Source organism: Streptomyces sp. NPDC001137, assembly GCF_040298885.1.
GTDB lineage: Bacteria > Actinomycetota > Actinomycetes > Streptomycetales > Streptomycetaceae > Streptomyces.
Map to the genome: position 1 here is coordinate 1 of NZ_JBEPBA010000030.1, position 25,172 is coordinate 25,172.

At 69.9% G+C, this 25,172-nt stretch carries 21 protein-coding genes, 1 tRNA gene, 1 pseudogene and 1 riboswitch; of the genes and pseudogenes, 6 read left to right on the forward strand and 17 right to left on the reverse strand.

From position 1 onward, the window contains the following. The first annotated feature begins 323 nt into the window (after window positions 1-323). Both ABT254_RS39890 and ABT254_RS39895 read left to right on the forward strand, forming a co-directional pair. Window positions 324-1,544, forward strand: coding sequence for an acetyl-CoA C-acetyltransferase (locus tag ABT254_RS39890; RefSeq protein WP_351481834.1), 1,221 nt, complete (start codon window positions 324-326; stop codon window positions 1,542-1,544). 284 nt (window positions 1,545-1,828) lie between these two features. Next, a complete protein-coding gene (locus tag ABT254_RS39895; protein WP_351481837.1) occupies window positions 1,829-2,605 on the forward strand; it encodes a hypothetical protein in 777 nt (258 codons plus the stop codon). Between the two features lie 3 nt (window positions 2,606-2,608). Here ABT254_RS39895 and ABT254_RS39900 read toward each other — a convergent pair whose 3' ends face one another. Further along, the gene (locus ABT254_RS39900) at window positions 2,609-2,920 is read right to left on the reverse strand and encodes a hypothetical protein (RefSeq protein ID WP_351481840.1); all 312 of its coding nucleotides are present in this window, start codon (window positions 2,918-2,920) and stop codon (window positions 2,609-2,611) included. A gap of 105 nt (window positions 2,921-3,025) precedes the next feature. Here ABT254_RS39900 and ABT254_RS39905 point away from each other — a divergent pair, with 105 nt between their 5' ends. Continuing rightward, window positions 3,026-3,256 (forward strand): DUF4287 domain-containing protein, encoded by a 231-nt coding sequence (locus ABT254_RS39905; RefSeq protein WP_115907750.1) that lies wholly within the window; start codon window positions 3,026-3,028, stop codon window positions 3,254-3,256. A gap of 82 nt (window positions 3,257-3,338) precedes the next feature. On the opposite strand, the gene ABT254_RS39910 is transcribed toward ABT254_RS39905, so the two are convergent. From ABT254_RS39910 to ABT254_RS39920, 3 genes are all read right to left on the reverse strand, one after another. Then, window positions 3,339-4,229, reverse strand: coding sequence for a Bax inhibitor-1/YccA family protein (locus ABT254_RS39910; RefSeq protein WP_351481843.1), 891 nt, complete (start codon window positions 4,227-4,229; stop codon window positions 3,339-3,341). Window positions 4,230-4,459: 230 nt separating this feature from the next. After that, the gene (locus tag ABT254_RS39915) at window positions 4,460-5,635 is read right to left on the reverse strand and encodes a 4-hydroxybenzoate 3-monooxygenase (protein WP_351481846.1); all 1,176 of its coding nucleotides are present in this window, start codon (window positions 5,633-5,635) and stop codon (window positions 4,460-4,462) included. A gap of 143 nt (window positions 5,636-5,778) precedes the next feature. Then, window positions 5,779-5,865 (reverse strand) — tRNA-Leu (locus ABT254_RS39920). A 414-nt stretch (window positions 5,866-6,279) separates the two neighbouring features. Here ABT254_RS39920 and ABT254_RS39925 point away from each other — a divergent pair. Together ABT254_RS39925 and ABT254_RS39930 are read left to right on the forward strand one after the other, a co-directional pair. Continuing rightward, window positions 6,280-7,053 carry an ABC transporter ATP-binding protein gene (locus tag ABT254_RS39925; RefSeq protein WP_351481849.1) on the forward strand — a complete coding sequence of 258 codons (774 nt, stop codon included), beginning with the start codon at window positions 6,280-6,282 and terminating at the stop codon, window positions 7,051-7,053. After that, complete coding sequence (locus ABT254_RS39930; RefSeq protein WP_351481852.1) at window positions 7,053-9,581, forward strand: ABC transporter permease; 2,529 nt, start codon at window positions 7,053-7,055, stop codon at window positions 9,579-9,581. The genes ABT254_RS39925 and ABT254_RS39930 overlap by 1 nt, the downstream gene beginning before the upstream one ends. A 60-nt stretch (window positions 9,582-9,641) precedes the next feature. On the opposite strand, the gene ABT254_RS39935 is transcribed toward ABT254_RS39930, so the two are convergent. The 8 genes and pseudogenes from ABT254_RS39935 to ABT254_RS39970 all read right to left on the reverse strand — a co-directional run bounded on the left by ABT254_RS39935 (window position 9,642) and on the right by ABT254_RS39970 (window position 18,684). Next, window positions 9,642-10,937: a class I SAM-dependent methyltransferase gene (locus ABT254_RS39935; protein ID WP_351481855.1), complete on the reverse strand. Its 1,296-nt coding sequence runs from the start codon at window positions 10,935-10,937 to the stop codon at window positions 9,642-9,644. Window positions 10,938-11,099: 162 nt separating this feature from the next. After that, entirely contained in the window at window positions 11,100-12,500 is a 1,401-nt protein-coding gene (locus tag ABT254_RS39940; RefSeq protein WP_351481858.1) for an NAD(P)/FAD-dependent oxidoreductase, read from the reverse strand. A 479-nt stretch (window positions 12,501-12,979) separates the two neighbouring features. Next, window positions 12,980-13,945, reverse strand: a complete 966-nt coding sequence (locus tag ABT254_RS39945; protein ID WP_351482083.1) for a Ppx/GppA phosphatase family protein — start codon at window positions 13,943-13,945, stop codon at window positions 12,980-12,982. 204 nt (window positions 13,946-14,149) lie between these two features. Next, window positions 14,150-14,551, reverse strand: a pseudogene (locus ABT254_RS39950) (DUF501 domain-containing protein); the annotation flags it as partial. A gap of 25 nt (window positions 14,552-14,576) precedes the next feature. Further along, window positions 14,577-15,053, reverse strand: coding sequence for an FtsB family cell division protein (locus ABT254_RS39955; protein ID WP_351481861.1), 477 nt, complete (start codon window positions 15,051-15,053; stop codon window positions 14,577-14,579). A 98-nt stretch (window positions 15,054-15,151) separates the two neighbouring features. Further along, window positions 15,152-16,438 carry a phosphopyruvate hydratase gene (gene eno / locus ABT254_RS39960; RefSeq protein ID WP_115907739.1) on the reverse strand — a complete coding sequence of 429 codons (1,287 nt, stop codon included), beginning with the start codon at window positions 16,436-16,438 and terminating at the stop codon, window positions 15,152-15,154. 213 nt (window positions 16,439-16,651) lie between these two features. After that, window positions 16,652-17,326 carry a transglycosylase family protein gene (locus ABT254_RS39965; protein WP_351481864.1) on the reverse strand — a complete coding sequence of 225 codons (675 nt, stop codon included), beginning with the start codon at window positions 17,324-17,326 and terminating at the stop codon, window positions 16,652-16,654. A 4-nt stretch (window positions 17,327-17,330) separates the two neighbouring features. Continuing rightward, window positions 17,331-17,499: riboswitch (cyclic di-AMP (ydaO/yuaA leader) on the reverse strand. Between the two features lie 195 nt (window positions 17,500-17,694). After that, window positions 17,695-18,684, reverse strand: coding sequence for a transglycosylase family protein (locus ABT254_RS39970; RefSeq protein ID WP_351481867.1), 990 nt, complete (start codon window positions 18,682-18,684; stop codon window positions 17,695-17,697). 218 nt (window positions 18,685-18,902) lie between these two features. Here ABT254_RS39970 and ABT254_RS39975 point away from each other — a divergent pair, with 218 nt between their 5' ends. Beyond that, window positions 18,903-20,141 (forward strand): cytochrome P450 family protein, encoded by a 1,239-nt coding sequence (locus tag ABT254_RS39975; protein WP_351481870.1) that lies wholly within the window; start codon window positions 18,903-18,905, stop codon window positions 20,139-20,141. On the opposite strand, the gene ABT254_RS39980 is transcribed toward ABT254_RS39975, so the two are convergent. The 5 genes from ABT254_RS39980 to ABT254_RS40000 form a co-directional block, all read right to left on the reverse strand. Further along, a complete protein-coding gene (locus ABT254_RS39980) occupies window positions 20,106-21,116 on the reverse strand; it encodes a nucleoside triphosphate pyrophosphohydrolase (protein ID WP_351481873.1) in 1,011 nt (336 codons plus the stop codon). The two genes, ABT254_RS39975 and ABT254_RS39980, sit on opposite strands and share 36 nt — an antisense overlap. 100 nt (window positions 21,117-21,216) lie before the next feature. Further along, window positions 21,217-21,861, reverse strand: coding sequence for a SurA N-terminal domain-containing protein (locus tag ABT254_RS39985; protein WP_351481875.1), 645 nt, complete (start codon window positions 21,859-21,861; stop codon window positions 21,217-21,219). 141 nt (window positions 21,862-22,002) lie between these two features. After that, entirely contained in the window at window positions 22,003-22,830 is an 828-nt protein-coding gene (locus ABT254_RS39990) for a glycoside hydrolase domain-containing protein (RefSeq protein ID WP_351481877.1), read from the reverse strand. 142 nt (window positions 22,831-22,972) lie between these two features. Further along, window positions 22,973-24,466, reverse strand: coding sequence for a protein kinase domain-containing protein (locus ABT254_RS39995; protein WP_351482086.1), 1,494 nt, complete (start codon window positions 24,464-24,466; stop codon window positions 22,973-22,975). Between the two features lie 38 nt (window positions 24,467-24,504). Beyond that, window positions 24,505-25,125 carry a hypothetical protein gene (locus ABT254_RS40000; RefSeq protein WP_351481879.1) on the reverse strand — a complete coding sequence of 207 codons (621 nt, stop codon included), beginning with the start codon at window positions 25,123-25,125 and terminating at the stop codon, window positions 24,505-24,507. Window positions 25,126-25,172: the final 47 nt, after the last annotated feature.

Consider the following 25,172-nt stretch of genomic DNA (forward strand, 5'->3'; position numbering starts at 1 on the left):
CCCCGCCGCCCCTACCCGTCCCGTACCGGGGGCCAGCCCCCGGACCCCCGCTCCTCAAACGCCGGAGGGGCTGATTTTTCGCCGGCCGGGGTTTGATCTTTCAGCCCGTCCGGCGTTTGAGGACGAGGCCGTTCAGGCCGAAAGCGGGGGTCTGGGGGCGGCAGCCCCCAGGGTCGGGACGGGAAGGGGCGGCGGGGGCGGAAAAAGCAAGCGCTTAGAAAATTGCGGTCAGGGTCACACGGCGACACCCGTGACCCAAGCCATACGTACGGGTAACTTCCCAACCAGCCCAGCCCAACCCCCGTAACGCCAATGGAGCCGTGATGCCCGAAGCCGTGATCGTCTCGACCGCCCGCTCCCCCATCGGCCGCGCCTTCAAGGGCTCCCTCAAGGATCTGCGCCCCGACGACCTCACCGCCACGATCATCCAGGCGGCCCTCGCCAAGATCCCCGAGCTGGACCCGCGCGACATCGACGACCTCCACCTCGGCTGCGGCCTCCCCGGCGGCGAGCAGGGCAACAACCTCGGCCGCATCGTCGCCGTACAGATGGGCATGGACCACCTCCCGGGCTGCACCATCACCCGCTACTGCTCCTCCTCCCTCCAGACGAGCCGCATGGCCCTGCACGCCATCAAGGCCGGCGAGGGCGACGTCTTCATCTCGGCCGGCGTCGAGATGGTCTCCCGGTACGTGAAGGGCAACTCCGACAGCCTTCCCGACACGCACAACCCCCTCTTCGCCGAGGCCGAGGCCCGCACCGAGGCCGTCGCCCAGCAGGAGGGCACCACCTGGCACGACCCGCGCGAGGACGGCCTGGTCCCCGACCCCTACATCGCGATGGGCCAGACCGCCGAGAACCTGGCCCGCCTCAAGGGCATCACCCGCCAGGACATGGACGAGTTCGGCGTCCGCTCCCAGAACCTCGCCGAGGAAGCCATCAAGAACGGCTTCTGGGAGCGCGAGATCACCCCGGTGACCCTCCCCGACGGCACGGTCGTCTCCAAGGACGACGGCCCGCGCCCCGGCGTCACCATGGAGGGCGTGCAGGGCCTCAAGCCGGTCTTCCGCCCGGACGGCCTGGTCACCGCCGCCAACTGCTGTCCGCTCAACGACGGCGCCGCCGCGGTCGTCATCATGTCCGACACCAAGGCCCGCGAGCTCGGCCTCACCCCGCTCGCCCGCATCGTGTCGACCGGCGTCTCCGGCCTGTCCCCCGAGATCATGGGCCTCGGCCCGGTCGAGGCCTCGCAGCGGGCGCTGCGCCTGGCCGGCCTCACCATCGACGACATCGACCTGGTCGAGATCAACGAGGCGTTCGCCGCCCAGGTGATCCCCTCCTACCGCGACCTGAACATCCCGCTGGAGAAGCTGAACGTCAACGGCGGCGCCATCGCCGTCGGCCACCCCTTCGGCATGACCGGCGCCCGCATCACCGGCACGCTCATCAACTCCCTCCAGTTCCACGACAAGCAGTTCGGTCTGGAGACGATGTGCGTCGGCGGCGGCCAGGGCATGGCGATGGTCATCGAGCGCCTCAGCTGAGGCCCTGACCGAACCTCTCGGTAGCCAACACGGCACCCACCGTGAGCAGATGGCCCGGAGTCCGGGAAACCCCGGCCCTCCGGGCCATTTTGTGATCCAATCTCCCCCAGGATGTGACCTATCTCCCTTAGAAGGGGGATTTACGCAGGTCAAGGCGGGCGCGCCACTAAACACCGGACCCAAAGTCCTGCCCGTTTCGTGACGTTACGCACTGACAGCTGGTTAGTCCGCCCTTCAAGCTGATGTAGGAAGTCGGGGGTCGACTTTGAACCGGGAGTACGTCAGTGAGCGCCATGCCGATCACCTTGCTGGTCATCACGGCCGCCACGGGCGCCGTGGGCGTCGCCGTCCTGCGGACGCTCATGGTGTTGCGCCGTGAAGTCGCGGCACTGCACACCCAGCTCGCCGAGCACCGCACCGCCCGCGGTCTGGTGCCGGCCGCCCGCCCCTCCTCGGAGGCCGACGACATACGCGCCGCGGTGGCCGAGGCGCTCGCCGAGGAGCGTGAGCGCGAGCTGGCCGAGGCGCGCGCCTTCTGGGCCGCCCAGGAGGCCCGTGACGCCTCCGACGCGCCCTCGCTGCTGGGCCTGGCGGACAGCGAGCTGTTCCTGCCCCGGCAGGCCGATTTCATGGGGCTGGAGCCGGTGAGCGAGCCGACCGCGGACGCCGACGAGTTCGCCGGGGACTCCCCCGAACTCGCCGCCGCCCGCCGCCGCCACCCCTCCCACCCGGACTTCGTCCCGGTCCAGTCACCGGTCGTGAACGACCACGAGCGCACGGTGGCCACCCTCGAGGAGCTCGCCGCCTCCCGCGTGGAACTCACCGACGTCCGCCCGGGCCCCCTGGGCACCCTCGACGTCTATGTCTTCGCCGACGGCACCACCCTGTGCATGACCCCGGGCCACCGCGAAACGGCGGAACGCCTCGCCGCGGCCCTGCGGACGGGTGAAACCCCGGTCCTCCTTGGCGGTTCGGGCATCTCGGGCGCGTACACGCTGACGTTCGAGTGCGGCGAGGAGAACGTCTACATCCTGGCGGACAGGGTCATAGCGTCCCTCTAGGGTTCACACCCCGGCGCGTTTCTGCGCCTCCTCCACCAACCGCAGAGCTTCCGCCACCTGGCCCTCGTCACTCAGCACGAGGGCCAAGTCATGCACCGCGACGGTGATTTGGTCGGCGGCGGCGAACATCCCGGCGTCCGGCATCTCCCGGGGCTCCGTGCCGGGTTCCTCCACGGCCTGGGCCCGCCGGGCCATCTCCCTCGCCAACTGCAGGGCCTCGGCGGCAGCACCCCGCTGCAGCCGACTCTGGGGCGCGGCCCTCAAACGATCGGCGAAGTGATCAACGGCACGAGTCAAGGGCGTCGTATCAACCACGGAGTGGAGCGTACGCGTCGCATCCGGACTGTTGCCAACGGGCGAACGCTCAGGCACGGTGACCTGAAGGACCGGCTTACATCCCCTTTGCGTCCGGAGGCGCCGATGTCCCAAGTCTTCTCCGAGGAGACCCATCGCAACCTGCTAGCCCGCATCCCCCACTGCACCGGCCGTGAAGTCTCCGACTGGCTGCGCGCCGTCGAGGAAGGCCCGGCTCTCTTCAACTTCGAGGAGAAGGTCAGCTGGCTGCGCCACGAGCACAATCTGGCGTACGGCCACGCCAAGGCGATCGTTCATGAGTACGACCTGAGGAGGGCCGCGCGCAAATTCCTCTAGGCGCGCACTGCACGACGGCAAAGGGCCCCGGGTAGAACCCGGGGCCCTTCGCTGCTCACGGCCTGCTCACGGCCGTCGGCGACTAGTCGTTGCTGTTGAGGATCGCGAGGATCCGCAGGAACTCCATGTAGATCCACACCAGCGTCAGCGTCAGACCGAAGGCCGCCAGCCACGCCTCGCCCTTCGGCGCGCCGTAGGCGATGCCGTCCTCGACCTGCTTGAAGTCCAGGGCGAGGAAGCAGGCGCCGAGGACGACGCCGATGACGCCGAAGAAGATGCCGAGCCCGCCGCTGCGGAAGCCGAGGCCGTCACCCCCGCCGAAGACCGCGAACAGCAGGTTCACCATCATCAGCAGCACGAAGCCGAGCGCGGCCGCCATCACGAAGCCGTAGAAGCGGCGGTTGACGCGGATCCAGCCGGCCTTGTAGGCGATCAGCACCGCGGCGAAGACCGCCATCGTGCCGATCACGGCCTGCATGGCCGCGCCGCTCGCGATGCGGTTGTCGACGATGCTGGAGACGACGCCGAGGAAGACACCCTCGAACGCCGCGTACGACAGGATCAGCGCCGGCGAGGCCGTGCGCTTGAAGGACTGGACGAACGCCAGGACCATGCCGATCAGCGCGGCGCCGATGCCGATGCCGTAGGACCGGCTGATGTTGGCGTCGTCGACCGGCAGCAGCGCCCAGGCGAGCGCGGCCGTCACGATCAGCGTGCCGAGCGTGGACGCCGTGCGCAGCACGACGTCGTCCATCGTCATCCGGCCCGTGGTGGCCGGCGCCTGCGGCGGGGCACCCTGCAGGCTCTGCTGGGCGTAGGGGTTCTGCGCGTACGGGTTGCCGGTCGGCTGGGCGTACGGGTTGCCCTGCGTACCGACGGCGGGTCCCCCGGCCTGCGGCGCGGCGTTGAAGCCCGCGTAGCCGTTGTCGCGGCTGAACCCCCGTCGCGAGAAGACCGGGTTTCTGCTCCTCATTGCACTCCTCCATGGCCGCCCTGCGCGGCCTTGAGCATCAAGGGTAATGGGTAGGCAAAGGATTGACCCCAGTGCTTGGGGAGGATCTTTCCCTCGTCGTGCTGCGCAACACGCTACGCGGATCCGTGATTCCCCTCACCGTGGGGCCCCATTCATGACCAAGCTGCGACATGGCCGGAACCCGCCGGAGATCAGCTCCTTACGCCATCCGTATGCCCGCCGCCCCTGTGTCAGTGCAGCGGGAAGCCCGTGTACCCCTCGGCGAGGTCGGTCTCGGCCGCCCGCGAGGAGGCGATGCGTTCCAGCCGGGCGAGCTGGAGCCGGTCCTCGAAGGGCGTGGCGTCGGGGGCGCGGTGCAGCAGGGTCGTCATGTCGTACGAGAACCGCTCGGCCTGCCAGACGCGGCGCAGACAGGTCTCGGAGTAGGCGTCGAGCAGCTTCGCCGAACCGGTCTCCTTCTGGTGGGTCAGCGCCCGCGCGAACGTCACGACGTCCCCCACAGCCAGGTTCAGCCCCTTCGCTCCGGTCGGCGGCACGATGTGCGCCGCGTCCCCGGCGAGGAAGAGCCGGCCGTACCGCATGGGCTCATGGACGTAGGACCGCATGGGGGTCACCGACTTCTGGGTGATCGGCCCGCGCTCCAGCCGCCAGCCGTCCTCGGTCTCGAAGCGGCGCTCCAGCTCGGCCCAGATCTCCTCGTCGCCCCATTCCTCGGCGTCCGTGCCCTCGGGCACCTGGAGGTAGAGGCGGGAGACGGACGGGGAGCGCATGGACAGCAGGGCGAAACCGCGGTCGTGGCGGGCGTAGACGAGCTCCTCGTGCGAGGGCGGGACGTCGGCGAGGATGCCGAGCCAGCCGAAGGGGTACGTCCGCTCGAAGACGCGCGAGAGCTCGGCGGGGACCGCCTGCCGGGCCACACCCCAGAAGCCGTCGCAGCCGACGACGTAGTCGCACTCCAGGACCTGCTCGCGGCCCTCGTGCCGGAACCGGACGGACGGGCTGTCGGTGTCCGCGCCCTCGACGGCCAGCGCCTCCGCCTCGAACAGCAGCGGGCCGCCCTCCTTCAGCTGGAGGGCGATGAGGTCCTTGCACACCTCGGTCTGGGCGTAGACCATCACGGACCGGCCCCCGGTGAGGGCCGGGAAGTCGACCCGGTGTCGCTGCTTCGCGTACCGCAGCTCTATGCCGTCGTGGCGCAGCCCCTCGCGGTCCATGCGCTCGGCGGCGCCGGCCGCGCGCAGTACGTCCACCGTGCCCTGCTCCAGGATCCCGGCGCGCTGGCGGTGCTCGACGTAGGCGCGGTCGCGGCTCTCCAGCACGACCGAGTCGATGCCCGCGTTGTGGAGCAGCCGGGCGAGGAGGAGGCCGGCGGGGCCGGCTCCGATGATGCCGACGGTGGTACGCATCCCTGCATCCTTTGTTCGTCCAGTGAAATTTAGTTCACCGAATTTCTGACGTGAGTTTCCGTCCGCTCAGGCCCGATGTCAACGGGTTGCGCAGTGAAGTCTTCAATGCAGGGTGCAGGGATCGTCATGCATCGACGACATGGTGGTGCCCGGAGCCGGACTTGAACCGGCACGCCCGCGTAGGGGCAGCGAGGTTTAAGCTCGCCGTGTCTGCATTCCACCATCCGGGCAGGCCATGGGCTCCGCGTCGAGGTTCCGAGCCTATCGGGATACATCCCCCGAACAGCGGAACGGCGGACCGATGTTGTCTTATTTTATTGACGTCTGAGGGTGCATCAGCCCATGGAACGGGCCATCCGCACTTGCCAATAGCCTTGCGTGCGACGGTCGGCGGTGTATGCGGAATGACGGAATTTCACCGCCCGAACGAGGGTGCTCCACCGGTTCTCGACGGGGCGTCCGCCGGGGCCGTGGGAAGGCGGGCAGTCAGGGATCCCCGTCATCCCCAGGTATGACACGGCGGATCCGGGTCCCTCCGAAGTCGCCCCCGCGAACCGGAACAGCGGCTGACTACACGGCGGTCTGCGGCCACCACGATGGAACACGTCCCCTTCAAGACGTCGTCCCACGAGGAGTTCCTGCCCGTGACCACCACACCCGTCGCCGACCGGTCCACCACCACCGTGGCCGCACGAGCCACGGATCTCTCGAAGATCTACGGACAGGGCGAGACCCAGGTGGTCGCCCTCGACCGGGTCTCCGTCGACTTCCGGCAGGCCGAGTTCACCGCGATCATGGGCCCCTCCGGGTCGGGCAAGTCCACGCTGATGCACTGTGTGGCCGGTCTCGACACCTTCTCCTCCGGCTCGGTGCGCATCGGCGAGACCGAGCTGGGCTCGCTCAAGGACAAGCAGCTCACCAAGTTGCGCCGGGACAAGATCGGCTTCATCTTCCAGGCGTTCAACCTGCTGCCGACGCTGACGGCCCTGGAGAACATCACCCTCCCGATGGACATCGCGGGCCGCAAGCCCGACCGGCAGTGGCTGGAGAGGGTCATCGAGATGGTGGGTCTGCGGGACCGCCTCGGTCACCGCCCGGCCCAGCTCTCCGGCGGCCAGCAGCAGCGCGTCGCCGTGGCCCGGGCACTCGCCTCCCGGCCGGACATCATCTTCGGCGACGAGCCGACCGGAAACCTCGACTCCCGCTCCGGCGCCGAGGTACTGGGCTTCCTGCGCAACTCCGTACGGGAGTTGGGGCAGACGGTGGTCATGGTGACCCACGACCCGGTGGCGGCGGCATACGCGGACCGCGTGGTGTTCCTGGCGGACGGCCGGATCGTCGACCACATGCTCCAGCCGACGGCGGAATCGGTCCTCGACTTCATGAAGCAGTTCGACGCGAAGGGCCGCACCAGCTGATGTTCCGCACCGCCCTGCGCAACGTACTCGCGCACAAGGCCAGGCTGCTGATGACCGTGCTCGCCGTGATGCTCGGCGTCGCGTTCGTGTCGGGAACCCTGGTCTTCACCAACACCATCTCCGATGCCTACCAGAACAGTTCGGCCAAGGGCTTCGACCGGGTCGACGTGGCCGTGCGGGCCAAGTCCCAGGAGGACAAGGGCAATACGATCAGCAGGACGCCCGAGCTGACCCAGGCCATGCTCGACAGGAGCGCGAAGGTGCCGGGGGCCGCGTCCGCGGTCGGCGTCGTGAGCGGCTTCACCGCCATCGCCGACAAGGACGGCAAGCTCATCGGCGGCGGTTTCCAGTCGCAGGGCGGCAACTACTGGGGCGACAAGGACGCCCGGTACCCGCTGAAGTCCGGCGGCGCACCGCACGGCAGGGACCAGGTCGCGATCGACTCCGAGACCGCGAAGCGCGCCGGGTACGAGGTCGGTGACAGGGTGCGGCTCTCGGTCGACGGACCGGTGCTCACCCCCACCATCACCGGCATCTTCACCACCGACGACGGCAATGTCGCCGCCGGCGGCAGCCTCGCCCTCTACGACACGGCCACCGCGCAGAAGCTGTTCGGCAAGCCGGGCACGTACGACGAGATCGATGTGAAGGCCGCCGCCGGCACCTCCCAGACCGCGCTGAAGGCCGGGCTGGACGAGGCGCTCGGGACGAAGCTCGTCGAGACCACCACCGGCAAGAAGCTCGCCGCCGACCAGGCCGAGCAGATCTCCGCGTCGATGAGCGGGCTGAAGCAGGGCCTGCTGGTGTTCGCCGGTATCGCGCTGTTCGTCGGCACGTTCATCATCGCCAACACCTTCACCATGCTGGTCGCCCAGCGCACCAAGGAACTGGCGCTGCTGCGCGCCGTCGGCGCCTCGCGCCGCCAGGTCACCCGGTCCGTGCTGATCGAGGCCTTCGTGGTCGGCGTGGTGGCGGGCGTCACCGGACTGGTCGCGGGCATCGGCATCGGCGCCGGGCTGCGCTCCCTGATGAGCACGCTGGGCGCCACCGTCCCGGACGGGCCGCTGATCGTCTCGCCCGGTACGGTCGCCACGGCCCTCGCGGTCGGCGTCCTCATCACCATGCTGGCCGCCTGGCTGCCCGGCCGCCGGGCCGCGAAGATCCCGCCGGTCGCCGCGATGAGCAGCGTGCACGCCAAGGCGACCACCAAGTCGCTGGTGCTGCGCAACACCCTGGGTGCGCTGTTCAGCGCCGCGGGCGTCGCGACCGTCCTGGCGGCCACGACGATGGACGGCTCGGACGGCCAGGCCCCGATGGGTCTCGGAGCGGTCCTGCTGATCATCGGCGTCTTCATCCTCACGCCGTTGCTGTCCCGCCCGCTGATCGCGGCCGCGGCACCGGTCCTGCGCGTCTTCGGCGTCTCGGGCAAGCTGGCCCGCCAGAACTCGGTGCGCAACCCGCGCCGTACGGCCGCCACCGCCTCCGCGCTGATGATCGGGCTCACCCTCATCACCGGTATGACGGTGATGGCGGGCAGCCTGCAGAAGTCGATCGACAAGATGGCCTCGTCCGCCATCAAGGCCGACTACGTCGTCTCCATGGCGAACGGCAACGAGCTCGCCCCGGACGTCGACAACAAGCTGGACACCACCGACGGGGTGACCGCCACCAGCCCCCTGCGCAACGTCTATTCGCGTATCGACGGCACGGGCGAGTCCCTCACCGGCGTGACCGGCCCGGCGATCGCACAGCTGACGGACCTCAAGGTCACGGGCGGCACCTTCAAGGTGGGCGGCACGCAGACCGTCGTGGACGAGGACACCGCCAAGTCCCACGGCTGGAAGGCGGGTTCGTCCTTCACCGCGCACTACGAGGACGGCAAGTCCTCCCGCCTGACGGTCTCCGGCATCTACGAGGGCAACGACCTGATCCGGGGCATCCTGCTCGACAAGAACGTCGTCACCCCGCACATGACCGACCCCGGCGACATGCGGGTCCTGGTCAAGACGGCGAACGGCGCCTCGGACGCGACCAAGGACAAGCTGGAGAAGGCCCTCGGCACCAACCCGGCCATCAAGGTCCAGAGCAAGCAGGACCTGTCGAACGACATCGCGCAGATGTTCACCCTGATGCTGAACATGCTCTACGGCCTGCTCGCCATGGCGGTGATCGTCGCGGTCCTCGGGGTCATCAACACCCTGGCGATGTCGGTCTTCGAGCGCTCGCAGGAGATCGGCATGCTCCGTGCGATCGGTCTGGACCGCAAGGGAATCAAGCGGATGGTCCGTCTGGAGTCCCTCGTCATCTCGCTCTTCGGCGGGGTGCTGGGCATCGGCCTGGGCGTGTTCTTCGGCTGGGCGGCCGGTGAACTCCTCGGCACGAAGATGGCGACGTACGAACTGGTCCTGCCCTGGGCACGGATGGCCGTCTTCCTCCTGCTGGCGGCGACGGTCGGTGTCCTGGCGGCCCTGTGGCCGGCCCGCCGGGCGGCACGGCTCAACATGCTGACGGCGATCAAGTCGGAGTAGCGGTACGACGCACGGGGCCCCGTTCGCGCGCCGAACGGGGCCCCTTCGTGCATACGGGACTCACGCCCCCCAGGTGCGGGCGCGCAACGGCATCCCGGACTCCCCGCCCTCGGGTGTCCGCACGGCCAGCACCTGGTTGACGCCGATGCGGTTGCGCTCGAAGGCGAGGGCGGAGGCGGCCATGTACAGCCGCCAGACGCGGGCGCGGCCGGGCCCGGCCAGCCGCATCGCCCGGGCCCAGTCGGCCTCCAGATTGGCCACCCAGCGGCGCAGGGTGAGCCCGTAGTGCTCGCGGAGTCCCTCCACGTCCCGCACCTCGAAACCGGCGCGCTCCAGCTGCCCGACGGTGCTGCCGAGGGGGGCGAGTTCACCGTCCGGGAAGACATAGGCGTCGATGAACTCGTCGACGCTGTACGACGATTCGTCGCGCTGCGGCCGCCGCGCGATCTGGTGGTTGAGCAGCCGTCCGCCGGGCTTCAGGAGGCGGTGCAGGTCCTCGGCGTACTCCAAGTACCTTTCCTTGCCTACGTGTTCGGCCATGCCGACGGAGGCGATGGCGTCGTAGGGCCCGTCGGGGACGTCCCGGTAGTCCTGCACCCGGATCTCGACCCGGTCGGTCAGCCCCTCGTCCGCGACGCGCTTACGGGCGTACGCGGCCTGCTCCTGCGACAGCGTGATGCCCACGACGTTCACGCCGTACTCACGGGCGGCGTGGATGGCCAGCGAGCCCCAGCCGCAGCCGACGTCGAGCAGCCGCTGACCGGCGGTCAGGTCCAGCTTGCGGCAGATGAGTTCGAGCTTGTCGCGCTGGGCCTGTTCGAGGGTGGCGTCGGGGGCGGGCCAGTAGGCGCACGAGTAGACCATCGACGGGCCGAGGACGATCTCGTAGAAGTCGTTGCCGACGTCGTAGTGGTGGCTGATGGCGCGCCGGTCGCTGCGCTTGGTGTGCAGATGGGTGCGGGCTCTGCGGACCTCCTCGCGGGGCGGGGCGGGCGGCAGCGGAAGCCCGGCGACCTTCACCAGGCCGCGGGCCGCGGCGCGCACCTCGGGGTCGCGCACCATCTGCAGCAGGCTCCGGGCGTCCTCTCCGCGCTCCCACACGAGCTCCGACATCAGATCGAGGGCGGCGTAGAGGTCCCCCTCGATGTCCAGGTCCCCGGCGACCCAGGCGCGGGCGAGCCCCAGTTCCCCCGGCTTGAACAGCAGCCGCCGTACCGCCCGCCGGTTCCGCACGACCAGCGCCGGTGCGCCCGGCGGCCCTGCCTGCGAACCGTCCCAGGCGCGGATGCGCACCGGAAGCGGAACCCCCAGCAACTGCTCGACGAGGCTCTTCAGCCGCTGCGCGGCGTCAGCCATGGCGCACACCTCCGTGACAGCACTCCCGGAATGTCCAACACCACGTATAAACAAAAAGGGGGTGCAGCGCAGTCCCCCGTTGGCGTTTGTCTTCGACGCCGAAGGGCCCCCTGCACCACGGATGGCAGGGGGCCCTTCGATTCGTTCAGCGACCAGAACCGGTCAGGAGGCCTTGGCCTCGCTCTTCTCCTTGGCCTCGGTCTTCTCCTTGGGCGCGGCAGCGACCGGGGCCGGCTTCGCAGCCTCGTAGAACTCCTCGCGCGGGTGCTCCATCGCACCGAGGGAGACGACCTCGCGCTTGAGGAACATGCCGAGGGTCCAGTCGGCGAAGACGCGGACCTTGCGGTTCCAGGTCGGCATGGCCAGACCGTGGTAGCCGCGGTGCATGTACCAGGCGAGACGGCCCTTGAGCTTGATCTTCATCTTGCCCATGACGATCATCGCGACGCCCTTGTGCAGGCCGAGACCCGCGACGGCGCCCTTGTTGCCGTGGCTGTAGTCCTTCTGCGGGAAGCCCCGCATACCGGAGATCACGTTGTCGCCGAGGACCTTGGCCTGACGCAGCGCGTGCTGGGCGTTCGGCGGGCACCAGGCGTTCTCGTTGCCCGCCTTGCGGCCGACGAGGTCCGGGACCTGGGCGTTGTCGCCGGCGGCCCAGATGTAGTCGGTGCCCTGGACCTGGAGGGTCGGGGCGCAGTCGACGTGACCGCGGGGGCCGAGCGGCAGGCCGTAGCGGGACAGGACCGGGTTCGGCTTGACGCCGGCGGTCCAGACGATGGTGTTGGAGTCGACCTCGAGGCCGTTCTTCAGGACGACGTGGCCGTCGACGCAGGAGTCCATCGAGGTGGAGAGGTAGATCTCCACACCGCGGCTCTCCAGGTGCTCCTTGCCGTAGGCGCCCAGCTTGGGGCCGACCTCGGGGAGGATCTTGTCGGCGGCGTCGACGAGGATGAAGCGCATGTCCTCGCGGGACACGTTCTTGTAGTACTTGGCCGCGTCGCGGGCCAGGTCCTCGACCTCACCGATGGTCTCGGCGCCGGCGAAGCCACCGCCGACGAAGACGAAGGTGAGCGCCTTGCGGCGGATCTCCTCGTCGTTCGTGGAGTCGGCCTTGTCGAGCTGCTCGAGGACGTGGTTGCGCAGGCCGATGGCCTCCTCGATGCCCTTCATGCCGATGCCCTGCTCGGCGAGGCCGGGGATCGGGAAGGTGCGGGAGACCGCGCCGAGCGCGATCACCAGGTAGTCGAAGGGCAGCTCGTACGCCTCGCCGACCAGCGGCGCGACGGTGGCGACCTTGCGGTCCTGGTCGATGCTGGTGACCCGGCCGGTGAGAACCTCCGCCTTCGGCAGCACGCGTCGCAGCGGGACGACGACGTGGCGAGGGGAGATGTTGCCGGCGGCGGCTTCGGGCAGGAAGGGCTGGTAGGTCATGTACGACCGGGGGTCGACGACCGTGACGGTCGCCTCTCCGTAGCGCATCTTCTTGAGGATGCGCCGAGCTGCGTACAGGCCTACGTACCCACCGCCTACTACGAGGATCCTGGGACGCTCCGTGGTGCTCATGCCATCGAGTATCCACCTGCCCCAGGGGGGTCGCTCGTGCGCCCCTTCACAAGCTCTTGCAGGGGGTGTGTTATCCTCCGCGGCTCGCTGTCGCGGGGCAGGTCACGGCGAGGACCGCGCGGGGCGGTACGTCCCGTTGTCAATGCCGCGTGAGCTGCCTCTCCGCGCCATCGGAGGTGCCGTGAGCCCTCCGCAACACCCCTTCGTGAGCACCCTCCCACACGGCCTCCCCTACCCCTTCTGAACACGTTCAAGGGCCTGTTGGGCCCCCGGAAGGCCCAACCGGCCCCTTTTCGTGCTTCCACAGGGCGGAATTCCTTGTGAAGAACTTCACGAACTTTCCTGGCGGCGTGTCGCCAGGAGGCCCCGAAAGGCCCCCCGGACACGCTCATACGCTATCCGACCTGCTCGTCCGAGAGCTACCGATCGGTAACAATCGAGACCTACGCCACGGCCCGACGGGCGCGGCGGCCGGACCGTCAGACGCCTTCCGCCACCTTGAAGGCGATCCCGTCGAGGATGTCGTGCTCGCTGACCACGACCTCCTCGGCGCCGATCCGCTCCATGATCGACAGCAGTACGAGGGCCCCCGCGGCGATCACGTCGACACGCCCCGGGTGCATCGAGGGGACGGCCGCGCGCTCGGCGTGGGTGGAGTGCAGCAGCCAGTCGGTGATCTCGCGGACCTTGTCGCGGGAGATACGGGAGTGGTGGATGCGCTCCGAGTCGTACTCGGGCAGTTCCTGAGCGATCGCCGACACGGTCGTGACCGACCCCGCAAGCCCGACCAGCGTGCGCGCCTCGCGCAGCGGGACCGTCTCCTCGGCGAGGTCCAGGGCCCGCTCGATGTCGGCCCGCATGGCCGCGATCTGCTCCCCGGTGGGCGGGTCGGTGACGGCGCCGTCCCGGACGAGATGCCGCTCGGTCATCCGCACGCACCCGACGTCGACGGAGCGCGCCGCGCGCACATGGTCGTCGCCCACGACGAACTCGGTCGAGCCGCCGCCGATGTCGACCACCAGGTAGGGACGGTCGAGGTCGTCACGCCCCTTCAGTTCCTTGGTCGCCCCGGTGAAGGAGAACTCGGCCTCCTGCTCGCCGGAGATGACCTCGGGCTCGACACCCAGGATGTCCACGACGCCCCGTACGAACTCGTCGCGGTTCGAGGCGTCCCGGGAGGCCGACGTGGCCACGAACCGCACCTTGTCGGCGCCCAGTTCACGGATCACCTCCGCGTACTCCCAGCAGGCCGCGAAGGTCCGCTCCAGCGCCTCGGGGGCCAGCCGCCCGGTCCGGTCCACGTCCTGGCCCAGCCGCACGATCGTCATGCGCCGGTCGAGCTCCAGCAGTTCACCGGTGACAGGGTTCACGTCGGCGACGAGCAGACGGATGGAGTTCGTACCGCAGTCGACGGCGGCGACCCGGCTGAACCCCTCGGCGACCACCGGCTTGTCCGCGAAGAAGCCGCTGCGGGCCTCGGCGGGGTCGGTGACCTCGCCCTCCTCGCCGGGGAGCTCGTCCGCCGGGTCGGGGGCAGCGAGCGGCTGCACGCACGGGCCCTTCAGCCACCACTCCGGCAGCATCGCGATCGCCTCGTCGCCCAGCGGGTTGACGCCGGGGCCCGCGGCCAGCGAATGGCCCACCAGCACGTGCAGGCACTTCACCCGGTCGGGCATGCCGCCCGCGCTGGGGAAGCCCTCCAGGACCTCGATGGCGTCACGGCGCGCGAGGTAGTCCTCGTGCGCGGCGCGGTAGGCGGCGGCCAGCTCCGGGTCCGTCTGGAGCCGCTCCGTCATCTCCTTCATGACGCCGTTCGCCTCCAGCGTGCCGATCGCGGAGGCGGCACGGGGGCACGTCAGGTAGTACGTCGTCGGGAAGGGCGTGCCGTCCGGCAGGCGGGGGGCCGTCTCCACGACGTCCGGCCGGCCGCAGGGGCAGCGGTGCGCGATGGCGCGCAGCCCGCGCGGCGGCCGCCCGAGCTGCTGCTTGAAGGCCTCGACGTCGGCGTCGGTGGGCTCGGTGCGCGGGGTGGGCGGCGGGGGCGTATCCATGCCTGTACTGAATTCCTCTGTCGGTTCACTGGGCGGAGGCGTCGGACTTGTCGACCCCGTCCCAGACGTTCGTGTACCAGGGGCGGTGGCCCGCGCCCTGCTCGAAGCGCGACTGCTTGGCCACGCTGGGGTCGATCACGACGTAGCTCGTCTCCCCGGGCAGCACATAGTGCAGCCGCAGCCGGATCTGCTGCTCGGCGTACTCGTCGTCCTGCCAGCGCGCCTTCAGGTCGCGCAGCTGCTCGACCCGCGCCCTGGCCTGCTCCCTCTGCCGCTGGAGATCGGCGATCTGGGAGCGCTGGGAGACGTACTGCCTTATGGGGTACGCCAGGGCCACCACCATCGAGCACAGCACCAGGGCGAGCAGCGCCGCCCGGCCGGTCAGCCGCGACCGCCGGGCCTGCCGCTTGGTCTGGGAGCGGTAGACCCGGGCCGCCGTCTGCTCGCCGAGCAGCCTGATCCTGGTCGCGGTGGAGAACCGGTCCCGGTCCTTCACGGCCATGTCGCCGCCTCCCGTCACACGTGCGTACGTCCCCGCACACGGTACGGGACCGGTACGGGGACGTACGTACGACTGGCTAAGGCTTAGCCCAGGAAGGCTCAGCCCTTGAAGCGGGGGAAGGCGCTGCGGCCCGCGTACTCCGCTGCGTCGTCGAGGATCTCCTCGATGCGCAGCAGCTGGTTGTACTTGGCGACACGGTCCGAGCGGGCCGGGGCGCCGGTCTTGATCTGGCCGCAGTTCACCGCGACGGCGAGGTCGGCGATGGTGACGTCCTCGGTCTCACCGGAGCGGTGGGACATCATGCACTTGAAGCCGTTGCGCTGGGCCATCTCGACGGCGTCCAGGGTCTCGGTCAGCGAGCCGATCTGGTTCACCTTGACGAGCAGGGCGTTGGCGGTGCCCTCCTCGATGCCGCGGGCGAGGCGCTCCGGGTTGGTGACGAAGAGGTCGTCGCCGACGATCTGGACCTTGTCGCCCAGCTTGTCGGTGATGACCTTCCAGCCCGCCCAGTCGTCCTCGAACAGCGGGTCCTCGATGGAGACGAGCGGGTAGGCCGCCACGAGCTCCTCGTAGTACTCGGTCATCTCGGCGGCCGAGCGGGACTTGCCCTCGAACTCGTACTTGCCGTCCTTGTAGAACTCGGACGCGGCGACGTCGAGCGCGAGCGCGATCTGCTGGCCGGGGACGTAGCCGGCCTGCTTGATGGCCTCGATGATGAGGTCGAGCGCGGCACGGTTGGACTCCAGGTTCGGGGCGAAGCCGCCCTCGTCGCCGAGGCCGGTGGACAGGCCCTTGGTCTTCAGCACCTTCTTGAGGGTGTGGTAGACCTCGGCGCCCCAGCGCAGGGCCTCGGAGAAGGACTCCGCGCCGATCGGGGCGATCATGAACTCCTGGATGTCCACGTTGGAGTCGGCGTGCGAGCCGCCGTTCAGGATGTTCATCATCGGCACCGGCAGCAGGTGCGCGTTCGGGCCGCCCAGGTAGCGGAAGAGCGGCAGGTCGCTGGCCTCGGAGGCGGCGTGGGCGACGGCGAGGGAGACGCCGAGGATGGCGTTGGCGCCGAGGGAGCCCTTGTTGTCGGTGGCGTCCAGGTCGAACATGGCCTGGTCGATCAGGCGCTGCTCGGTGGCGTCGTAGCCGACCAGCTCGGGGCCGATCTGCTCGATGACGGCGAGGACGGCCTTCTCGACACCCTTGCCCTGGTAGCGGTTGGGGTCACCGTCGCGGAGCTCGATGGCCTCGAAGGCGCCCGTGGAGGCGCCGGACGGGACGGCGGCACGACCCGTGCTGCCGTCGTCGAGGCCGACCTCGACCTCGACCGTGGGGTTGCCTCGGGAGTCCAGGATTTCCCGGGCTACGACGACGTCGATGGACGGCACGAGCATCTCCTTCTTGGATGTGACACGGCTACGGCAGTAGCGCGGTGGCTCTGCGGGATGAGCCTAACCGCCCAAGGCCGATCGGCCACGTTGCCGACCACCTCTTGGGCAGAACCGAGAGTAAATTGTTTCCGAACGGAACAAAGAGCGGTGCAAAAAAGAACCCCGCTCCGGTGCGTACGGGGGAACACGCACCGGAGCGGGGAGCCCGCGAGGCTGTCACTTGAGGTGCAGCTGCTGACCCGGGTAGATGAGGTTGGCGTCGGAGACGATGTCCTTGTTCAGCTTGAACAGCTTCTGCCAGCCGCCCTTGACGCCGTGCTTCTCGGCGATCGAGCTGAGGGTGTCGCCCTTGACGACCTTGTACTCGCCGTCGCCCTTCTTGACCTTCTTGCCGGTCGGGGTGGTGACGGTCTTCGTGCTCTTCTCGGTCTTCGCGGCCGGGCGCTCGGCGGAGCGGGAGGCGGCCTGCGAGTCGCTGGAGCGGTTGGTGTTCGCGCTGGGGGCGCTGCCGTTGTAGGCGGCACCGGACAGGCCCGTACCGCAGACCGGCCAGGCGCCCTTGCCCTGGGAGGCGAGGACCTTCTCGGCGACGGCTATCTGCTGCGCCTTGCTGGCCTGGTTGGCCTGCGGGGCGTAGGCGGTGCCGCCGTACGCGGCCCAGGTGGAGGCGGAGAACTGCAGGCCGCCGTAGTAGCCGTTCCCGGTGTTGATGGACCAGTTGCCGCCGGACTCGCACTGGGCGACCTTGTCCCACTCGGAGGCGGTGGCGGCGGAGGCGTTGCCGGCCGCCATCAGCGGAGCGGCGATGGCGACGCCGGTGACACCGGCCAGCGCGGCGACGCGGGTGGCCTTGGACGGACGACGGTGCTTGCCCTTGCCGGAAAACAGCATGGTTCGATCCCCTCACCGACGCCTGCGAGGTGAGCTGTCGGGTTCGGGCCGGTTGAGTTGCCCGGCCGTGCTCTCGCTCTCACGAGACACGGCTACACCCCTAGCCGCCCGTCAACTGCCCGGGACGGCACCTACCTTGGGTCCCCCGCTCCTGCCTACGGCGCTTTACGCGACGACTGTTCCCGTACGACCGCTGGCAGGATTCGGCGTTGCGGCAGCCGGGGCTCGTGTTGACGAGCGGTGACGACGGTAGACACGCGCTCCGCCGAATTTCAAAGACGATCAGGGCTTCTGAGACTCATCCCACACTTTCACTAAACCGGACATTCGGTGGCGAAGTGTGACGTGAACTCCCGTTGTTTTTCGCCCTATTCGGCACCGAGTTTCAGGGTCTGACCGGCGAAGATGTGATTCGGGTCGGTACCGATGGCCTTCTTGTTCTCGGCGTAGAGCGCACGCCACCCGCCGTCCAGGTGAAGGGAGTCGGCGATGGAGGCGAGGGTGTCGCCGGCGTGGACGGTGTACGTGTCGTGCGTGCCGCCGTCGGCCTTGGTCGCATCGGCGGCCTTGCCTGCCGTCTCGTCGGCGCTGGCGCCGCGGTGGCGGCCGGTGCCGGTCGAGCCGGTCGAGCCGGTGTCGACGAGGGTCCAAGTGGACGCCGGGGGCTCGGGATTGTCCGAGTCGTCACCCTTCGCCTTGTCTGTCGGCGAGCTGTCGGCACCCTGTGAGCCGCCTGTGGCCTTCTTGGACGCAGAGGTGGAAGGCGAGGCGGATGTGCCGGATTCGGTGGAGTTGTCCCTCGCGCTCGCGGAGGTCGAGGGGGAGGCGCTGGACGACGAGCCGGAGGACGAATCCGACGAAGAGGACCCATCGGAAGCGCTGCCCGAGGAGTTGGAGAGACCGGTCCAGTCCGAAGACCCGGAGGAATCGGACGAACCGGAACCGCCGCCCAGCACACCGGTGTCGATGTCGGCCGAACCCGAGTCCTTGGTCAGCCCGGAGGTCAGCCCGCAGGTGTGGAAGGCGCCGACGCCCTGGTCGTCCAGGAGCTTCTCGGCGACGGCTATCTGCTGGTTGCGACTGGCGAGGTCGGCCCGGGGGGCGTAGTCGAGGCCGCCGTACTTCTCCCAGTTCTCCTGGGTCAACTTGAGCCCGCCGTAGAACCCGTTGCCGCCGTTCTCGCTCCAGGAGCCGCCCGTCTCGCACTGCGCCACCTTGTCCCAGGTGGTGCCGTCCGCGGCGCTCGCGCCGCCGGCGGCGAAGAGCGGGATCGCGATGGCGGAGCCGGTCACCCCGGCCGCGACGAGGATTGCCGGAGCCTGACGGGGGCGACGGTGTCGACCGTTCCCGGAGAGCATGCGGACGCCTTTCACAAGACAGCAGTGACCGCGCGGCGCATGACACCGACAGGCGTTCGATACCACCGCGCTGGTCCGTGAACGTATCCGCTGCCGATCACTTGTCACAAGTTAATGCCGCGTAGATCACGTGAAGATCACAGACTTGAACGCACGTCATCTTTGACCGGTTCGCCGCGGCGGCGCATCCGCCGGCGGGCTGCGGCTACGGTCGTCCTGTGAACGTCCCGAACACCGCACCCGAACTCTTCACCTGGGAATTCGCCGGCGACCCGTATCCGGCCTACGCCTGGCTGCGCGAGCACTCCCCCGTCCACTGGACGAAACTTCCCAGCGGGGTCGAGGCATGGCTGGTGACCCGCTACGCCGACGCACGTCAGGCGCTCGCGGACGGGCGGCTCTCGAAGAACCCCGAGCACCACGCCGAGGACGCGCAGGGCAAGAGCAGGACCGGCATTCCGGGTGAGCGCAGCGCCAACCTCATGACGCATCTGCTCAATATCGACCCCCCGGACCACACCCGGCTGCGCCGTCTCGTCTCCAAGGCGTTCACCCCGCGCCGGGTGGCCGAATTCGCGCCGCGGGTGCAGGAGTTGACGGACGACCTCATCGACCGGTTCGCGCCGCACGGCGAGGCCGATCTGATCCACGACTTCGCCTTCCCCCTCCCCATCTACGCGATCTGCGATCTGCTCGGCGTCCCGCGCGAGGACCAGGACGACTTCCGCGACTGGGCGGGGATGATGATCCGGCACGGCGGCGGTCCGCGCGGCGGTGTCGCCCGCTCCGTGAAGAAGATCCGCGGCTATCTGGCCGAACTCATCCACCGCAAGCGCGGCGACCTCGGCGAGGACCTGATCTCGGGTCTGATCCGCGCCTCCGACCACGGCGAGCACCTCACGGAGAACGAGGCCGCCGCGATGTGCTTCGTGCTCCTCTTCGCCGGCTTCGAGACCACCATCAACCTGATCGGCAACGGCACCTACGCGCTGTTGCGCAATCCCGGGCAGCGGCAGCGGCTCCAGGAGTCGATCGGGCGCGGTGAGAGCGCACTGCTCGACACCGGTATAGAGGAGCTGCTCCGCTACGACGGTCCCGTGGAGCTGGCCACCTGGCGCTTCGCCACCGAGCCGCTGACCATCGGCGGACAGCGCATCGCCACCGGCGACCCCGTCCTGGTCGTCCTGGCCGCGGCGGACCGCGACCCGGCCCGCTTCACGGAGCCCGACACGCTCGATCTCTCCCGCCGGGACAACCAGCACCTCGGATACGGCCACGGCATCCACTACTGTCTCGGCGCCCCCCTGGCCCGGCTCGAAGGCCGTACCGCCCTGGAGACGCTGCTGCGCCGGCTGCCCGATCTCGAGCTCGCCGCCGACCCCGCCGAGCTGCGCTGGCGGGGCGGGCTCATCATGCGCGGGCTACGAGACCTGCCCGTGCGGTTCACCGCCGCCTGACCGGTCGCGGCCCTCCGTCTCCCTGATCGCGTCCCGGTAGGCCCGGGCGGCCGCCCGCAGCGCGGCCTCCGGGTCCACGCCCGCCGCCTCGGCGCGCACCGCCAGCGCGAGCAACTCGTAACCGACGCCCTCGGCTTGGGGCAGCGGCACGTCCAGGCCGGCCGTCCGCACCCGCGAAGCCAGCTTCGCCGAGAGGGCCAGGCCCGGCTGGCCCAGCGGTATGCCCTCCGTCACCGAGGTGCGCTGCTTCTCGACCGCCTTGGTGCGCAGCCAGTGCTCCTTGACCTCCTCGGGCGTGGCGGCGGTCTCGTCGCCGAAGACGTGCGGGTGGCGGTGGATGAGCTTGGTGACGATGCCGGCGGCCACGTCGTCGACGGAGAACGGGGCGTCCGCGTCCTCCTCGGCTATCCGGGCGTGGAAGACCACCTGGAGCAGGACGTCGCCCAGCTCCTCGCGCAGTTCGTCGCGGTCGCCCTCCTCGATCGCCTCGACGAGTTCGTACGCCTCCTCGATGCCGTACTTCGCCAGCCCCTTGTGGGTCTGCTGGGACGACCACGGGCACTCGGCGCGGATGCGGTCCATGACCTGGACGAGGTCCAGGAGGCGGGCGCCGGGGAGGTCGTAGGAGGCCGGGAGCAGCTCCAGCTCCGGCATCTGTATCCGTCCGGAGCCCGCCAGCCGGGCCAGCCCGTCGGTGAGGGCCGGCTCGCCCTCGCCGGTCGCGACCACCACGACCGTACGGCCGCCCGCGCACGCGTCGACCAGATCCTCGGCGGTGGGCGCGGCCTCGTCGACCCGGATGCCCGCCTCCCGCAGATACGGCAGCTGCGGGTGGGCGCCGTCCGAGCACAGCACGCGGTCGGCGGCGTGCAGGGCCTGCCAGGCGGGCCAGGACAGCAGGCCGGGCGCGACACGGTGGCTGGTGGTGAGCAGGACGATGCGGCCGGGGGCCTGTCCGGAGCTGGTTGCGTTCACGATCCGAACGTAACGCACGCCGCCGACAGCCCCGGAAGTCGTCCACAGGGCTGTGGTCGGCCGGGCCGCTGTCCACAGGGGCCGCGGCCCCGGCGGACCGTTACGCCGTCTGCTGCGTCCCGGTCGCCGTGACCTCGCGCACCCACGGGGTCTTCGCGTCGACACGGCTGCTCTTCTGGACGTCCCAGGTGCCGTAGCGCGGGTTCAGGTCGACATGGAGTTCCTTGGACGCCTTGGACAGCGCGTTCCAGAAGGCCGGCTTGCTGGTGTCGGCGCCGAGGGCCTGGGCCAGCTTCTGGGCCTCCAGCTGGAGGCGCAGGTTCTCGTCGAGGCGCTGCGGGGCGACGCCGTACTGCTGGAGCCAGGCCGTCTGGAGGGCCTTGGAGCCGCCGACCTGCTGCTCGAGGCCGGTGCGCATCTGCTGGACCTCCTTGGGCGTGACGCTCACGCCCGCGTCCTGGGCGGCGCGGTGCAGCACCCGGTCGATGACCATCCCGTGCAGGGTGTCGCGGGTGAGTCCCGCGGTCTGCGAGACGGCCTGCTTGTACTGCGCGTCGTCCTTCACGGCCGCCCGCTGCGCCGCGCGCACCTCGTTCACCCGGGTCTCCAGCTGCGCCACGGTGATCCGCTGACCGCCGACGACGGCTGCCGCACCGGGGTGCGCATCGCTTCCGCAGGCGGTCAGGACGGGGGCCGCGGCGGCGATCGCGGCGGTGAGGACGAGCGCGGTGCGACGGCGGTGCAAGGGAGCCTCCCGAGGAGATTGTGCGACGGTGCACAAAGTCTTGCGGTGATCGATGGTAGGCAGTGGGTCGGCTGTGGCCAACCCATTCGACCAACGATTCACGGCGACTTCGGGCACCGCCGCGCCTCGGAGGGCCGGTGGTCAGCCGGTGATGGCCACCGGGGCGTCCCACGCGTCGCGGTCCACGGTGATCGTGTAGCCGTTGCGCGTCTCCTTGCTGTTGACCAGGTACTGGTGGGCGCGGCTGTGGTTCGTGTACTGGGTCGCGCCGAACGGCCAGTCCGCGGTCGTGGTGTTCTGCTTGTCCCACAGGGCGTACCAGAGGTTGCCCGGCAGGTCCGTCTTGTCACTGGCGTTGGCGATGGCCTTCGCGCTGGAGCTGGTGAAGCCGTAGTAGCCGGCGCGGTAGACCTTGGCGTGCAGTTCCTTGTCGAAGGCGCGGACATAGGTGAGCACGGCGTTGTTGCACGACGTGTTCGTGATGTCGTACGACTCCATGTCCAGGTAGATCGGGCTGCCGGCCTTCATGCCGAGCGCCGATGCCTTGGCCACGGCGTCGTCCGCGTCGGTCCTGCCGAGGGAGGCGGCCGTGGTGGCGGTGATCCTCTCGGGGCTGGAGCCGGACTGGCAGGGCGGCTGGGCGCCGACGTAGAGCGGGATGAGCTTCCAGCCGACCGCGCTGACCGACTTCACCCAGGAGGCGGTCAGGTTGGGCTGGGAACAGCCGCGGTTCCTGCCGCCGACGTAGACGGCCGCGGCGCCGTAGAAGCCGGTGTGCCAGGCCTTCATCGCGGCCAGGGAGGGCGCGGCGCAGGTGTCGAAGGCACGGCCGGTGTACGTCTTCTGCGCGGGCCAGGTCGTGGCGGCCATGGAGCTCTGCGCGGCGAGGCCGGCCCCCGCGACCACGGCGGCACCGGCGGCGGCCCAGGTGATGTATCTGCGCCTCTTGGACTGCCGATGGCCGGCCATGTGTACCCCACCCCTGGTTGCGCGTCGGCTGCGTTGTGCGTCGCCTGGCGTAAAACGAACGGCACCGTATCCGGACCCGGTCAAGCGTTCGGGAAACGTAAGCCCCCGGGGATCACAAGAATCCCCCATGGCTCGGTAAAAACTAACCGCGCACCTGCCCCAACCACCCCAGGGTGCGGCGGATTTCGGCCGCGAGCGGGTGGCCGGGGCCGCGCAGCCGCTCCACGTCGAGCAGGAGCCTGGCGAGGGTGTCGTGGGCGGCGGCGCGGTCGCCGAGGGCGAGCAGGAGGTGCCCGATGCGGCGGCGGACGTCGTGGGCGAGCTCGGGGTCGCCGGCCACGTACTGGTTCTCGTAGTACGGCAGCAGCGCGCGGTACTCGGCGAGCGCGGCCGCCGGTTCACCGAGGGACTCCAGGCACTGGGCGGCCTCGTAGCGGAAGCGCAGCGACTGCGGGTCGGCCTGGCCGGCCTCGGCGGCGCGTTCGTCGGCGAGACGGCGCAGTTCGGGCAGTGCGCGCCGGTACTGGCCGTCGTCCATGAGGGTCGCCGCGTACTGCTTGCGCAGGGTGCGCACGACCGGGGAGTGCTCGCCGTGCTGTTCGGCGGCCGCGGGGAGGATCGCGCCGAGGATGTCGACGGCCTGGGTGATGCGGCCCTCGCCGAGGAGGCGCTTGACCTCGTCGACGGCGCGGGCGACGTCGGGTTTCTCCGCCTTCTCGACCGCCGGGGTGACCGGCGCGGGCTGGGGCGCGGGCGTGCGCGCGCGGTCCGGCCAGGGGGCGTGCGGGCGCAGGAAGGGGCGGGTGGGGTCGAGGGGCGCCCCGGTGGGAGTCCCGCGCGCGGGCAGGAGCAGCGACAGGTGCTCGTACACGTCCTGCGCGGAGGCCGGACGGTGCTGCGGGTCCTTGGCGAGCAGGCGCAGGACGAGGGCCTCGAGCGGTTCGGGGACCTCGGGGCGGATACGGCGCACGGGCACCGGTGGCTCGTACAGGTGCCGGTGCAGTACGCCGAGCGCTGTGGAGCCCGCGAACGGGACGTCGCCGCTGAGCAGTTCGTGCAGGAGTACACCGAGCGCGTACAGGTCGGTGTACGGGCCGACCGCGCCGCCCATGGCCTGCTCGGGCGCCATGTAGGCGGGCGAGCCTATGGGGGTGCCGGTGTGGGTGAGGCGGGTGGTGTCGGCGTCCATGACGGAGGCGACACCCAGGTCGAGGACGGTGACCGTGCCGTCCTGCTTCACCATCACATTGCGGGGCTTGAGGTCGCGGTGGACGATCGGCACGGCGTGCACGGCGCTCAGCACGGCGCACAGCTGGGCTGCGACCGCGACGGCCCACTGCCAGGGGTAGGGGTCGTGCTCGGCGAGATGGTCGGAGAGGTCCGCGCCGTCGACGTACTGCATGACGAGGAACAGCTCCTCGCCCTCGCTGCCCGCGTCGTGCACGGTGACCAGGCCGGGGTGGTCGACCTGGGCGGTCACCCGGCACTCGCGCACGAAGCGGCGGCGCAGCTCGTCGGCCTCCTGCCCGGCGACCTTGTCGGGGCGCAGCAGCTTCACCGCCACACGCCGGTCCAGCCGCTGGTCGTACGCCGTCCAGACCTGGCCCATGCCGCCCTGCCCGATGAGCGTGGACAGCGCGTAGCGGCCGGCGACGACCCTTCCTGCCGCCACGCTCACCTTCCGCCCTCGTGGTTGCCGTCAAAGTGGCCCGGGTGCTGGCGCAGATAGTCGCTGAGCTCGTCGAGTTCGGCGCGCACCTGGTCGATACGGGCGGGCGCGGGGCGCTGCGGCGGGCCGGGGACGGGCGGCTGGGGCGTGGGGGCGTGCGGCATCGGGGGCGTGGTGTACGGCGGTTGCGGTGTGCTCGGCACGGTCGTCGCGGTGAACGGCGACGCGGGCTGCGGATACCCGTAACCCGGCGTGGCGGGCGGCCCCCCGGCGTAGACCTGGTGGGGCCGGTGGAAGTGACGTATGTCCGCGTAGAGGTAGTAGCCCACGCAGGCCACGGCGTTCAGCAGCAGGATGATCATGCCCGCGTTGCCGTTCGGGGTGCTGAAGTCGTCGGTGTGGTCGGTGCTCAGGAAGGCGAAGCTGATGCCGAGGACCACCACCGAGGCCGCGAAGATCCACCAGTCGGTGGCCTTGCGGGTGACGATCGCCGCGCGGAGCGTCGCCACCCAGGCCAGGAACCCGATGCTGAGCAGCCCGACCGCCACGAAGACCACGCGTAGCAGCACCAGCACCCCGGTCGAGGGTCGACGGGGCGGAGGCGCGGCGTAGCCGTGGCCCTGCATGGCTGCTCCTGGGGACCTGATGGGACGAACACGAATGCTGAGTCCGA

What these genes read in the sequence shown, in the direction of transcription:
- ABT254_RS39910 (WP_351481843.1), bottom strand. Translation starts at nt 4,229, where the DNA reads ATGAGGAGCAGAAACCCGGTCTTCTCGCGACGGGGGTTCAGCCGCGAC.
- ABT254_RS39970 (WP_351481867.1), bottom strand. Translation starts at nt 18,684, where the DNA reads ATGCTCTCCGGGAACGGTCGACACCGTCGCCCCCGTCAGGCTCCGGCA.
- ABT254_RS39965 (WP_351481864.1), bottom strand. Translation starts at nt 17,326, where the DNA reads ATGCTGTTTTCCGGCAAGGGCAAGCACCGTCGTCCGTCCAAGGCCACC.
- ABT254_RS39955 (WP_351481861.1), bottom strand. Translation starts at nt 15,053, where the DNA reads ATGGCCGTGAAGGACCGGGACCGGTTCTCCACCGCGACCAGGATCAGG.
- ABT254_RS39890 (WP_351481834.1), top strand. Translation starts at nt 324, where the DNA reads ATGCCCGAAGCCGTGATCGTCTCGACCGCCCGCTCCCCCATCGGCCGC.
- ABT254_RS39935 (WP_351481855.1), bottom strand. Translation starts at nt 10,937, where the DNA reads ATGGCTGACGCCGCGCAGCGGCTGAAGAGCCTCGTCGAGCAGTTGCTG.
- ABT254_RS39915 (WP_351481846.1), bottom strand. Translation starts at nt 5,635, where the DNA reads ATGCGTACCACCGTCGGCATCATCGGAGCCGGCCCCGCCGGCCTCCTC.
- eno (WP_115907739.1), bottom strand. Translation starts at nt 16,438, where the DNA reads ATGCTCGTGCCGTCCATCGACGTCGTCGTAGCCCGGGAAATCCTGGAC.
- ABT254_RS40000 (WP_351481879.1), bottom strand. Translation starts at nt 25,125, where the DNA reads ATGCAGGGCCACGGCTACGCCGCGCCTCCGCCCCGTCGACCCTCGACC.
- ABT254_RS39940 (WP_351481858.1), bottom strand. Translation starts at nt 12,500, where the DNA reads ATGAGCACCACGGAGCGTCCCAGGATCCTCGTAGTAGGCGGTGGGTAC.
- ABT254_RS39905 (WP_115907750.1), top strand. Translation starts at nt 3,026, where the DNA reads ATGTCCCAAGTCTTCTCCGAGGAGACCCATCGCAACCTGCTAGCCCGC.
- ABT254_RS39990 (WP_351481877.1), bottom strand. Translation starts at nt 22,830, where the DNA reads ATGGCCGGCCATCGGCAGTCCAAGAGGCGCAGATACATCACCTGGGCC.
- ABT254_RS39930 (WP_351481852.1), top strand. Translation starts at nt 7,053, where the DNA reads ATGTTCCGCACCGCCCTGCGCAACGTACTCGCGCACAAGGCCAGGCTG.